Annotated in this window: 11 protein-coding genes; 5 read left to right on the top strand and 6 right to left on the bottom strand. The window is 34.1% G+C overall.

Going from position 1 to position 13,113, the window contains the following annotated elements; genetic code table 11:
- The first annotated feature begins 429 nt into the window (after positions 1–429).
- On the top strand, positions 430–1,893 hold the full coding sequence (locus HYN56_RS13110) for an aminoacyl-histidine dipeptidase (protein WP_109192589.1): 1,464 nt from the start codon (positions 430–432) through the stop codon (positions 1,891–1,893).
- Positions 1,894–2,076: 183 nt separating this feature from the next.
- On the opposite strand, the gene HYN56_RS13115 is transcribed toward HYN56_RS13110, so the two are convergent.
- The 3 genes from HYN56_RS13115 to HYN56_RS13125 all read right to left on the bottom strand — a co-directional run bounded on the left by HYN56_RS13115 (position 2,077) and on the right by HYN56_RS13125 (position 5,791).
- Positions 2,077–2,850 carry a carboxypeptidase-like regulatory domain-containing protein gene (locus HYN56_RS13115; RefSeq protein ID WP_109192590.1) on the bottom strand — a complete coding sequence of 258 codons (774 nt, stop codon included), beginning with the start codon at positions 2,848–2,850 and terminating at the stop codon, positions 2,077–2,079.
- 250 nt (positions 2,851–3,100) lie between these two features.
- Positions 3,101–5,008 (bottom strand): DEAD/DEAH box helicase, encoded by a 1,908-nt coding sequence (locus tag HYN56_RS13120; RefSeq protein ID WP_109192591.1) that lies wholly within the window; start codon positions 5,006–5,008, stop codon positions 3,101–3,103.
- 204 nt (positions 5,009–5,212) lie between these two features.
- Positions 5,213–5,791: a non-canonical purine NTP diphosphatase gene (locus HYN56_RS13125; protein ID WP_109192592.1), complete on the bottom strand. Its 579-nt coding sequence runs from the start codon at positions 5,789–5,791 to the stop codon at positions 5,213–5,215.
- 76 nt (positions 5,792–5,867) lie between these two features.
- Between HYN56_RS13125 and HYN56_RS13130 the strand changes: the two genes are divergently transcribed.
- Positions 5,868–7,646 carry an ABC transporter ATP-binding protein gene (locus HYN56_RS13130; RefSeq protein ID WP_109192593.1) on the top strand — a complete coding sequence of 593 codons (1,779 nt, stop codon included), beginning with the start codon at positions 5,868–5,870 and terminating at the stop codon, positions 7,644–7,646.
- On the opposite strand, the gene HYN56_RS13135 is transcribed toward HYN56_RS13130, so the two are convergent.
- Positions 7,627–8,010 (bottom strand): ribosomal maturation YjgA family protein, encoded by a 384-nt coding sequence (locus tag HYN56_RS13135; RefSeq protein ID WP_109192594.1) that lies wholly within the window; start codon positions 8,008–8,010, stop codon positions 7,627–7,629. The two genes, HYN56_RS13130 and HYN56_RS13135, sit on opposite strands and share 20 nt — an antisense overlap.
- 313 nt (positions 8,011–8,323) lie before the next feature.
- On the opposite strand from HYN56_RS13135, the gene HYN56_RS13140 reads away from it, so the two are divergent.
- The 3 genes from HYN56_RS13140 (at position 8,324) to HYN56_RS13150 (ending at position 10,604) form a co-directional block, all read left to right on the top strand.
- Positions 8,324–9,502 carry a glycoside hydrolase family 88 protein gene (locus tag HYN56_RS13140; RefSeq protein WP_109192595.1) on the top strand — a complete coding sequence of 393 codons (1,179 nt, stop codon included), beginning with the start codon at positions 8,324–8,326 and terminating at the stop codon, positions 9,500–9,502.
- Positions 9,503–9,509: 7 nt separating this feature from the next.
- Entirely contained in the window at positions 9,510–9,917 is a 408-nt protein-coding gene (locus HYN56_RS13145; RefSeq protein WP_109192596.1) for a hypothetical protein, read from the top strand.
- 255 nt (positions 9,918–10,172) lie between these two features.
- Entirely contained in the window at positions 10,173–10,604 is a 432-nt protein-coding gene (locus HYN56_RS13150; protein WP_109192597.1) for a hypothetical protein, read from the top strand.
- Positions 10,605–10,657: 53 nt separating this feature from the next.
- Here the strand turns inward: HYN56_RS13150 and HYN56_RS13155 are convergent, their stop codons facing one another.
- Positions 10,658–12,172: an FMN-binding glutamate synthase family protein gene (locus HYN56_RS13155; protein WP_109192598.1), complete on the bottom strand. Its 1,515-nt coding sequence runs from the start codon at positions 12,170–12,172 to the stop codon at positions 10,658–10,660.
- Between the two features lie 36 nt (positions 12,173–12,208).
- Entirely contained in the window at positions 12,209–12,988 is a 780-nt protein-coding gene (locus HYN56_RS13160) for an NYN domain-containing protein (RefSeq protein WP_109192599.1), read from the bottom strand.
- Between the last annotated feature and the right edge of the window lie 125 nt (positions 12,989–13,113).

The following is a 13,113-nucleotide window of genomic DNA, read 5'->3' on the forward strand; positions in this document are numbered from 1 at the left end:
GAGCGATTCTTGATATTCAAGATGCAATTGATTATTATGACTCTAAACGAGTTGGTTTGGGTGAGCACTTTTATGAAATAGTTGATGAATATTTAAACATATTAGCTAGTAACCCTTTTTTTTGAAATTAGATATAAGGATTATCGTGCTCTTCCAATTAGAAAATTCCCATTTATTATCTTTTATTTTATTGATGAAGAAATTAAAACAGTATATATTATGTCTGTTTTTAATACGTCATTAAATCCTTCTAAATATCCTCTGTAAAGTTATTTCATTTTATATTGAAATTCCTGATTTAATTAGATTTAGTGTAAAACAACTTTAGAGCCATTATAATTTGTGCTAATTAGTGAAATTCGTGGCAGAAATAGCATTTAAACTTTGTAACTTTGAAGCTCTTAATTGTTAAACATCAAACAAAATATAATGAGTCAGGAAATAAGAAATCTGGAACCAAAAGCACTTTGGAATAAATTTGCAGATTTAAATGAAGTTCCGCGTCCATCTAAAAAAGAAGAACGTGTGATTGAGTTTATGAAAAACTTTGGAAACAGTTTAGGTCTGGAAACTTTCGAAGATGAAATCAGAAACGTAATCATCAGAAAACCGGCAACTCCGGGAATGGAAAATCGTAAACCGATTGTTATGCAAGGACATTTGGATATGGTGCATCAGAAAAATGCAGATACTGTTTTCGATTTTGATACGCAAGGAATCGATATGTATGTTGATGGTGACTGGGTTCGTGCCAGAGGAACTACTCTTGGTGCTGACAACGGACTTGGAGTAGCGACTATTATGGCGATTTTAGAAAGCACAGCTATTCCGCATCCTGCAATTGAGGCTTTGTTTACAATTGATGAAGAAACTGGAATGACAGGAGCTTTAAATCTTAAAGGAGGAATTCTTCAAGGTCAGATTTTATTGAATTTAGATACTGAAGAAGACGATGAAATTGATATTGGATGTGCAGGAGGAATAGATGTAACCGCTACAAGAACCTATCATGAGGAAGAAGTTCCGGAAGGTTCTGTTGGATATACAATCACAGTCAAAGGATTAAACGGAGGACATTCAGGAATGGATATTCATAAAGGTTTAGGAAACGCCAACAAAATTATGAACCGTTTATTGTTTGACGGATTTGAAAACTTTGGTTTACAGGTTGTTGAAATAAACGGAGGAAGTCTTCGAAATGCAATTCCGAGAGAAAGCGTTGCCAAAGTAATCATTTCTCAAATGTTTGACGAAGCTTATGTGTATGATATGCAGGAAATTATTTCTGATATCAAAGCAGAGTATAAAACAACTGAACCCAACCTGACTATTGAAATCGTAAAAGGAGATTTACCTGAAAAAGTAATGGATCTTGGCGTTCAGGAAGGGATTATCAGAGCAATTTATGCAGCTCAAAATGGAGTGTATAAAATGAGCGCTGATATGGCTGATTTGGTTGAAACTTCAAATAATATTGCTCGTGTTGTTGTTAAAGACGGAGAAATTTTAGTTGGATGTTTAACACGTTCTTCTGTTGAATCTTCAAAATTTGATTTGGCTAATTCTTTGCGTTCGGCTTTCGAATTAGTTGGATGTGAAGTAGAACTTTCGGGTTCTTATCCGGGATGGACACCAAATGTAAATTCTGAAATTTTAGAAGTTTTAAAAGAGATTTACGAAAAACAAAATGGGGAGCAGCCTAAAGTTGTAGCTTGTCACGCTGGTTTAGAATGCGGAATTTTAGGAACAAATTATCCGGATATGGATATGATTTCTTTTGGACCAACTATTCACGGAGCGCATTCTCCGGACGAAAGAGCGAGTATTTCTTCTGCTCAGAAATACTGGAAATTTGTATTGGAGATTTTAGAGAATATTCCAGTTAGGAGTTAAGTGGTCAGTGGTCAGTTTTTTTAGTGATCAGCATTTGAAAAGTATTCAGTGATCAGTTTTTTTAGTGATCAGTATATTATAAAAAAGAAAAGCTATCAATATTGATAGCTTTTCTTTTTTATAATAAATGGTAAAATTTCTAGATAATACTGAATACTAAAAACTGACCACTGAATACTTGTTTTAATTTCGTTTCAAGACCTTGTATTGCTCATAACAAGCGCTAATTGCATCCATGATCTGAAGATCGTTTGCTGTTTGGATAAAAGAATCAGAATAATTACAGCGGTGCATAATTTCAGGGATTTCATCTTTGCTGATACCTAATAATACCGCAACTGTTTCACGATCGTATTTCGATTCTAAAAGCGTTCTTACAGTATCGTCCTTTTTCATTTCCTTCAGCTTCTTGAGTTCTTTACCATTTTTTCCAAAGAAATTATAAAGCATATCGGCGGGGTTAAAGATGGATCCTAAAACTTTACCAAATGCATTTGGAGCATATTCTCCGGCTTCATAACCTTGAGTAAGGCCTGAAATACTGTAACGATAATTTTCTTTTGTTGGAATTAATTTAGAATCAATTTCAAGATATCCTGTTAAGGTAAAAGGAGCAATAATAACTTCTTCCAGAGCAATCGCTTTTTCGGTAAGCTGAATGCGGGTTACTTTGTTTTTGATCCAGTCATTTGTAACTCTGATTCTTAGAGATTGAAAACCAAGAATAGAAAAATGCAGTGTATCATTGACCTGAACGTCGATTTCAAAATACCCTTTTTCGTCAGATTTTGCACCGCGAACTTTATTGGTGTTGATAACGTTTACGCCTACAAGAGGCTGTTTGCTGTTGTCGTTGATAATGTAACCTGAAACTCTTTGAGGAACTGTTGGCTGCGTGTCTTGCGCAAAACCAATATTGGCCATAAGAATAAAAAAGAAAACTGCGAAATATTTCATATCCTGATTTAAAGCACTAAAAGTAGTAAATAGGGATTAAATATCTCGTAGTCTTGGAATTTAATTATAAGAAAATTAACAAAGACCACAATATTGCTTTTTTATATTAAATAAAACGGATGTGAAAGATTACTTTATCATGTTTTTGGATTATAAACTCATTTGAGAACTACAAAATTCCTGGTATAAAAAAATCCCAAATTCCAGATAAGTTTGGAATTCGGGATTTTGTATTTGAGAAATTGAATGATTAATCTCTTCTTGATCTTCTTGGTCTTGAGCTGTCGCCAAAGTTTTCTGAACGTCTTGGAGCTCTGTCAGAACCACCATTTTCGTTTCTTGGAGCAGAACTTCTAAAGCCACCTTCTCTTCTTGGAGCAGATGAATTTCTGTCGCTTCTAAAACCACCTTCGCGTGAACCTCCGTCTCTTGAAGAATTTCTATCACTTCTAAATCCGCCTTCACGTCTTGGAGCAAAGTTTCCGTCTCTTCTTCCAGAATCACGTCTTCCTCCACGGTTGTTGTGGTCACGTCTTCCTCCGCCGTCATTTTTAGAAATTTCAACATTGATACGACGACCTTCTAATTGTACGTTGTTTAAAACGTCCATTACTTTGTCAGTATGCTGTGGATCAGTGTTAAAGAAAGAGAATCCTTCTTTTACATCAACTTTAAAGATATCATCACGACCTAAATCTAATGTTTCTTTTAAGTAATCTTTTAATGACATCCAGTCAAAGTTATCTCTGGAACCGATGTTTACAAAATAACGAACTGCACCATTATTATTGAACTCTCTTGGTTCAGAATCACTTCTTTCACGTCTTTCGCCACCAGAAACAGAAATGTCTCTGTTCTTTTTGTAATAAGCGATGAAACGGTTAAATTCTACCGAAACCATTTTCTTGATCAATTCTTCTTTAGATAAATCTTCAAGAACATTGTTGATTGCTGGTAAATAGTTGTCAATTTCGTGATCAACCTCAGTATCTTTAATTTTGTTTGCTAAGTGTAATAACTGAATTTCGCAGATTTCGATTCCGGAAGGAATAGATTTTTCTTCGAATTTTTGTTTGATGATTCTTTCGATAGAAGAAATTTTACGTAATTCACTTTTTGTAACGATTACAATAGAAGTACCTAATTTTCCAGCTCTACCAGTACGACCTGAACGGTGGTTGTAAGTTTCAATCTCATCAGGTAATTGGTAGTTTACAACGTGAGTTACGTTATCAACGTCAATACCACGAGCAGCAACGTCAGTAGCAACAAGCATCTGAATTTGTCTTCCACGGAACGATTTCATTACACCGTCACGTTGTGCCTGAGATAAATCTCCGTGTAACGCAGCAGCGCTATATCCATCTTCAATTAACTTCTCAGCAATAGCCTGAGTGTCTCTTTTTGTACGACAGAAAACTACAGAGAAAATATCCGGATTAGCATCAGCTAAACGTTTTAAAGCTTCGTAACGGTCACGAGCATTAACTAAATAAAATTCGTGAGAAACTGTAGATGAACCAGAGTTTTTAGCTCCTACAGTAATTTCTAGAGGATCGCTCATGAATTGTTTTGCAATTCTTGCAACCTCTTGCGGCATAGTTGCAGAAAACAACCATGTGCTTTTTTCATCTGGAGTATCTGATAAAATAGATACGATATCATCATAGAATCCCATGTTTAACATTTCGTCAGCCTCATCAAGAATACAGTAATCTATATTTTTAATGTTTACCAGACCTCTGTTAATCATGTCTTGCATTCTTCCTGGAGTTGCCACAATAATTTGTGCACCTCTCTTTATTTCTCTTGCTTGTTCTGTTATACTAGCTCCTCCGTAAACTGCTACCACATTAATACCTTTTTCGTATTTAGAGTAGTTTTTAAGTTCGTTAGTAATCTGTAAACATAACTCGCGTGTTGGCGATAAAACTAATGCTTGTGTATTTCTGTTGTCGGCATCAATTTTTTGAATTAGCGGAAAACCGAAAGCTGCCGTTTTCCCTGTCCCTGTCTGAGCCAACGCAACCATATCCGTGTCTTTTTCCAATAATAGGGGAATCGCCTTTTCCTGTACCTCTGACGGATTTTCAAATCCTAGATCTAAAATCGCCTTCAGTAACGATTCATTTAATCCTAATTGTTCAAATTTATTCATATGTGTTTTTAAAATAGGGTGCAAAATTACTGTTAATTATTCAGATAAACTAATGCAATTTCAAGAATTATGTATTTGTTATGATTTGATTATCAAAAAGTTACGATTTATGTAAAATGATTTTTTGCAAGAAATCGCGAATTCGCCCCAAAAACACGTCTTAAAATGTAAAATTTAAGTATTAAAATGTTGTATTTTAAACAATTATTTTGTGGCGTTCAGGAAATCAATTAGTTGCTGAACCGCTTTTCCGCGATGACCTATTGCATTTTTTGTCTCCAATGGCAGTTCTGCAAAGGTTTTGTCGAAATTTTCAGGTTTGAAAATCGGGTCGTATCCAAAACCGTTTGTTCCTGTTTTGGTTTCTGTAATTTCTCCTTTTGCAATTCCTGTGAATAAATATTGTTTTCCGTCCAGATTTAAAGTGATAACGGTTTTGAACTGAGCGTTTCTGCTTTCTTCATTTTTTAAAGCTTCCAGAAGTTTATTCATATTATCATCGGCATTTTTTTGTTCGCCGGCATATCTCGCAGAATAAACTCCGGGTTCACCGTTTAAAGCCTGAACTTCTAAGCCGGTGTCGTCTGCAAAACAGTTGTAACCAAATTTTTGTGTTACATAATCGGCTTTTAAAATCGCATTTCCTTCTATGGTATCAGCGGTTTCAGGAATATCTTCAAAACAATTAATGTCTTCTAAACTTAATATTTTAATGCTTTCAGGAAGCATACTTTGAATTTCGGCTATTTTATTTTTGTTGTTTGAAGCGAAAACGAGTTTCATAGCATTAAGTGTTTAAATGATTTTCAACACAAATTTAGAATTCTTATATTTGATATGTTGCCTAAAAATGAAATAAATGCAATTATCTGTACTCTATAAAAAAATCCTGCCTTTTGTAAAACCTTACAGAAAAATGGTAATTGCTACTTTACTGCTTACATTTTTAGGATCTTTTGCAGCGCAGGTTAATGCAGTAATCTTAAAATATACTGTCGATACAATTAATAATTTGATGGTTGCGCATGAGCCTTTATCAAAAGGTTTTCATCTTTTAGGGATTATTAGTATTGTTTTGCTAGTCAAGGAATTGGTGAATTCTGTTGTTCAGTTTGGCCAGAAATTTTATGGTGAAAAACTCCGTATTTTTATTGCTCGTGATATTTCTCAAACCATAGTAGAAAAAATTCTAAGCTACAGAATGGAATTTTATACTTCTGATGAAAATGAAAGCGGGAAACTGCAAACCAGAATTGATGCCGGAATCAGCAGTTTGACACGATTAGTCCAAAACTTTTTTATTGATATTCTTCCCTTATTTGCTAATGCTTTTGTGGCTTTGGTTATTATGTTTTATGCCAATGTTTATGTCGGCTTGGTAAGCTTATGTATTATTCCGATTTACTTTTATATTAGCCAATTGCAAGCAACAAGATTAAGCGGATTCAGAAGAAGAATGCGTAATTATCGGGAAACTAAAAATAACGGAATCATAAGTTTAATCGAATCAATAACGGTGATTAAATCTTTTGTACGCGAATCTACAGAAGCGGATCGACATGAAAAGATTCAGTTTGAAATGACCGAGAATCAACTGGAAACCCGTAAAACCAGTTTTATTTTTGAAAGTATTAAAAGTTTTGTGGAACAGATTGGAGTTGTAATCATCATAATCCTGACCGCTTATTTTGTATTGAATAATCAAATGACCATTGGGGCAATTATGTTTCATATTATGTTGTTTAATAATGTTTCGTCGCCAATTCGTCAATTACATCGAATTTATGATGAAGTAAACGATGCCTTAATTTATTCTGAAGGTTTCTTTGATATTCTGGAAGCAGAAAAAGAAGTGGAGACTAGCGGTAATTATATCCCCGAAAAAATTATCGGATTAATCGAAGTCAAAAATGTTGATTTTGTTTATCCAAACGGAACTCAGGCATTGTACGATATAAATTTTACGGTTAAACCGAATGAAACTTCTGCTCTGGTCGGATTAAGTGGTGCCGGGAAAAGTACTATTATTAATTTACTGGATAAATTTTATCTGCCATCGTCAGGTCAGATTTTGCTGGATGGAGTGGATTTAGCAGATTACAATACCGATTTTCTGCGTAAAAACATCGGTTTGGTTCTACAGAAAAACCACATTTTTAAAGGAACGGTTGCAGAGAATATTTTATACGGAAAACCTGAAGCTTCTCAGAAAGAAGTTATCGAAGCAGCAAAACAAGCCTACATTCATGAACAGGTAATACAGTTACCAAAGGGGTACGATTCGGATGCACATTTACTTTCGGGCGGACAGCAACAACGAATTGCCATTGCAAGGCTTTTTCTTAAGAATCCACCCATCATTTTTCTGGATGAACCAACAGCAAGTTTAGATGCTATTGCTACCGAGCAGATTAAAAAATCTTTAGATGCCATAAAAAAAGACAGAACCGTTATTATCATTTCGCATAGTATTTCTCAAATAATCGATGCGTCCAATATCATTGTTTTAGAAAAAGGAAGATGTGTCGAAAAAGGAACTCATGATGAATTGTACGATAATAAAGGAACCTATTATCAAATATTTATGGCAATGGCCAATAGTTTAAATATTGATAAAATCACACAGACTTTCGATTAAGAAAATTCGAAGTAAATCTTTCTACAATAAAAGCAGTTAGTATTCCAAAAGTATAGGCAATAATATCCGACCATAAAAATCCCTGACCTAACACGTATCTTCCAAAAAGAGTTTTTCTAAGTTTTATTATCCATTCGCTCTGGTATAATTGCAAAAATTCAATGCCATAACAAATCAACAGAGAAAGCAATGCAATTAAGAAAGTATTTTTAAACGGAAGAAATATTCGAACTAAAAAATAAATCATTACAGCATATAAAAAATCGCCTATCCATAATGGAATGAAAGAGATTTTTCTTGAAAGGATTCCGAGGAAAATGATGAAGAAGAAAATTATGGTGTAGTAGATTCTTAGTTTTTTCAAGTTTAGAAGGGATTTGGTTAAAAGCAAATTTATATGAAATTTTTAAAACAAATTAAGTCTTGTTTGTCATTCCGAGGAACGAGGAATCACACTCGTGATTCGACAAAGATTGGCGATTCTCCTTGCGGAGTTTCTAGTATGATTGCTTCGCCAGTTCGTTATCACTCGTGTCCTCGTTCCTCGGAATGACAAACGAAACCAAAAATCCTAAAACAAGGTAATCAATAATCCAATTCTAGGCATCTAAAAATACAAAACCCAAATCGATTTACTTTATTTCCTAAATTTATCGATTAAACAAACTATCGACCACATGTATACAAGATTTTTTACGCTACTTACTGCTTTGTTTCTTTTAGGAAATCAAGGTTATTCTCAAAAAAACAAAACGTTTAATATTACAAAACAGTTGGAATATTGTGCAGAACAAGCTTCTAAAACATTAAAAGTAATTCCAAACGACGGAACTTCACCAAGAACAGTTCCAAACGGAAGTAAAGAATGGAAATTTGTTGGCTACAAAGACTGGACAAGCGGATTCTGGCCTGGCGAATTGTGGTTTTTATATGAAGCAACAAAAGATAAAAAATGGGAAAAAGAAGCCGATAAATTCAGTCGTTTTTTAACGCCTTTGTCTGTCAGCAAAGCCGGAGATCACGATTTAGGTTTTCAGGTTTTTAATAGTTTCGGAAACGGATACAGATTGACTAAAAATCCGGAATACAAAGAAATTATCCTAAAAACTGCTGATACTTTGGCAACACTTTTTAATCCTAAAGTAGGAACAATTCAGTCCTGGCCTCATAATAAAATGGGCGGTCATAATACTATTATTGATAATATGATGAATTTGGAATTATTGTTTTGGGCTTCAAAAAATGGCGGAAATAAAAAGTTATACGATATTGCCGTAAAACATGCCGAAACGACAATGGCGAATCATTTTAGACCGGATAATACTTCTTATCACGTGATCATTTATGATTTTGAAACTGGTAAAAAAATAAAAGGAAGAACTGCTCAGGGGTACAGTGATGACAGTATGTGGGCTAGAGGACAAGCTTGGGCAATTTATGGATTTACAATGACGTACAGAGAAACTAAAGATTTTAAGTTTTTAGATTTTGCTCATAAATTAGCAAGAGTGTATTTGGATAGATTGACCACAGAAGATTTAATTCCGTATTGGGATTTCAATGCGCCAAATATTCCAAACGAACCAAGAGATGCTTCGGCCGCAGCCATTGTTTCTTCGGCACTTTTAGAGTTAAGTGCTTATACAAAAGACAAGAATTTGAAAAATGAGTATCTGACAAAAGCGAAAAAAATGATTGCTTCACTTTCAGATCATTATCAGAGTCATGACGTTAATTCGGCATTCTTATTACATTCAACTGGACATAAACCCGCGAACAGTGAGATCGATTGTTCTATAAATTACGCAGATTATTACTATCTTGAGGCATTATTAAGACTTCAGAAATTAAAATAAAAAAATTATGATCAAGAAAATAAGCCAAATTGCCTTTGCATTAACGATGGTATTAATGCTTGTAAGCTGTAAAAATACCAAGCAAAAGCTTCAGGAATATGTTGTAACTTATAATAAAACAATTGCTCCAGGTTTTAGGGCAGATGATGTAACGCTTACAACTGCCAGAGGTTATATAAATGATGATAAAATCGAACTGCGATTTGAAACCAATTTAGAGCAAAATGAAGCCAATAAGTCAGCGGCTGTAATTTCTTTTCCAAAATTGATAAAACAAATGCTTGACAAGGATCAGATTCCAAGACAATTAATTGAAGAAGGAGTTCAGTTTGATGTTTATTTTCTTGCTGATGATAATACCGTTTTAGATAAAGAGATTCTAAAAGGAGAATCACTGAAAGATTTTTTAAAATAAAATAATCGTTTTTACTCGCTTTAATTCTTACATAATGAAAGTCTCTTTAAATCAAGTTTAAGGAGACTTTTTTGTATTTGCCGTTTAGTGTTAACTGTGAAATAAACCTTTTTATTCTTACAAATTCCCTGTTTTTATTCTTGTAAATGATTTGTATTCAAACGATTAAGAGTTAGTTTTTGTCGATTAAATGTTGTTTTTATATTATAAATTAGTTATGTTTGAGTTAAAAAATAACTATAAAACCAATAATTTATGAAAAAAATTACCCAAATCGCATTTGCGTTCGCTTTTGCATTATTTTTAATTAGTTGTAAAAATACCAAACAGAAAATTCAGGAACATGTGAGTACTTACAATAATTCTTCTTCTATAAAAGGTCATGGAATTACAAGTACAGCCGCAAAAGCTTTCCTGAATGACAACAAAATTGAAATTAGAATCGAAACAAACTTAGAAGAAACAGACGAAAACATGAGAGCCTACAAAGAGTCGTTTCCTGACTTGTTGAGAGAAATGATCAAGAATAATCAAATCTCTACTGAATTAATCAATGAAGGAGTTTCTTTTGATGTTTATTTCTTAGCTTATAATAATGCTATTTTAGCACAACAATTAGTAAATAAAGAAGAATTGGCAGTTTTAGAAGGAACTGCTGAACCAAATAAAGAAACAGCAAAATTGTAATTAAAATTGACTTTAAAAAAGCCTCTTCAGAATTTTGAAGAGGCTTTTTTTATTTAAGAGAACTGAGTAACATTTTTCAAATTATCAGGGAAATACATGTCTGATAAATTGGCAAATTCGTCACCTCGCATAAAAATATTAATATCCACATCGGCAAAACTGTTTTTGCCGGCTGCAGCTAAAAGTTCATTGGCAGAATGAAGTGTGTTTTTATGAAAATGATAAACTCTTTCAGATTTATCGGTTACAACCAAACCTTTCATCAGCATTTTGTTTTGAGTCGCAACTCCTGTTGGACATTCGTTATTATGGCAACGAAGTGCCTGGATACAGCCTAAAGAAAACATAAATCCTCTTGCGCTGTTGCACATGTCTGCACCAAGAGCTACGGCATGTAAAATAGAATAACCAGAAATAATTTTTCCACTTCCGATAATGCGCATTTTATCACGAATTCCTAAACGAACCAATGTTTGATTAACAAAAATCAATGCCGGTTCAAAAGGCATTCCAACACCATCGGCAAATTCTAAAGGAGCGGCACCTGTTCCACCTTCAGCACCGTCAACTGTAATGAAATCCGGGTAAATATCTTCATTAATCATTTCCTGACAGATGTTTTCAAATTCTGCGGTATTTCCAATACAAAGTTTAAAACCAATTGGTTTTCCGTTTGATAAATCACGAAGCTGTTTTATAAAATGAATTAATCCTTTCGCATCAGAAAAAGCATGATGTCCGGGAGGAGAAAGAATCATAGTGTGAGGAACAACTCCTCTAATTTTAGCAATCTGCTCCGTATTTTTAGCAGCTGGTAATACTCCGCCGTGACCAGGTTTTGCACCTTGAGAAAGTTTGATTTCAATCATTTTTACATTGGGAAGATTTGCCTTTTCTGCAAAATTTTCCGGACTAAAATTTCCTTCTGCATCACGGCATCCAAAATAGCCTGTACCAATTTGCCAGGTAATATCTCCACCTCCGGCAAGATGAAATTCCGTTAGTCCGCCTTCTCCTGTATTTTGGTAGAAATTCCCTTTTTTAGCACCAATATTAATGGCACGAACTGCATGTTCACTCAATGAACCAAAACTCATTGCAGAAACATTAAATAAAGAAGCAGAATAAGGTTGTTTGCAATCTTTTCCGCCAACCAATACGCGAGGCAATTCCTCGTTTACTTTTGCCGGAAAAATAGAATGTTTTATTCCTTCGTAGTTTTCGGTATTTAAATTTAATTGAGTTCCAAAAGGAGTGCTAGAATCAATGTTTTTAGCTCTTTGGTAAACCAGGGAACGCTGATTTCTGGAGAAAGGTTTTCCGTCTGTAGATCTTTCTATAAAATATTGCTGAATTTCCGGGGCAATCATTTCGAATAAATATCGGAAATAACCCAAGACTGGGAAGTTTCTTAAAATAGCATGTTTTTCCTGAGAGGCATTGTAAGCGCCTACAATTAGCAAAAGCGGAATAATAAAAACGAGTAAATAACCTCGCCCAGTGTAATAATAAATTGCAAGAACAATTAGAAACAATAAGAATCCGTAAATAAAGAATTTCTTTCTCATGTTTTTAAAGAATTAAAAGGTAATAAATGCTATAATTTAGTTGAATCTTAAACGTACATAAACGTGTTTGATTCCTTTTTTGTCCGATTCTCTTTCATCAATTTCCAGAATATCAGTCAAAGATTTCAACATTGGTGTGAGCTTAGAAAAACCATAATTTCGGGGGTCAAATTCAGGTTTTTTCTTTACGATTAAGTTTCCAACGTCTCCAAGAAAAGCCCAGCCGTCATCATCTTCGATATCTTCGATTGTGGCTTCGATAAGTTCAATGGTTTGTTTGTCAATTTTGTGTAATGCTTTTTCAGCAGGTTTTTCGACAGGTTTTTTGGTATCCGCAGCCGCGACTTTTGGTTTTTTCTTTTGAGTGGCTCCATCCAAAACTTCAATGTAAATAAATCGGTCGCAGGCTACAATAAAAGAACTTGGAGTTTTCTTTTCTCCAATTCCGATTACTTTCATCCCTGATTCGCGGAGTCTAATAGCAAGACGAGTAAAATCACTATCGCTCGAAACAATGCAGAATCCATCTAGTTTTCCCGAATAAAGCAAATCCATTGCATCAATAATCAAAGCAGAATCTGAAGAGTTTTTTCCAACTGTGTAACTGTACTGTTGAATAGGAGTAATAGCATGCTCCAATAAAACACCTTTCCAGCCGTTTGCATTTGGTTTGGTCCAATCGGCATAAATTCTTTTGGTGGTTGGAGTTCCAAGCTTTGCAATTTCTTCCATCATGCCTTTTACATTACTATACGGAACATTATCGGCATCGATAAGAACAGCTAGTTTTAAATCTTTCGAGTTGCTTAAAGCCATTATTTTTAAATTAGGTAATTATTACTCTCAAAGTTAGAATTAAAATTGGTTTTTATAAAAGTAAAGGGAGGAATAAGTCATTTTTTAATCACTAATTAGTTTCATTATAAATAAGATTTGTAAGC

Source organism: Flavobacterium crocinum, from assembly GCF_003122385.1.
GTDB lineage: Bacteria > Bacteroidota > Bacteroidia > Flavobacteriales > Flavobacteriaceae > Flavobacterium > Flavobacterium crocinum.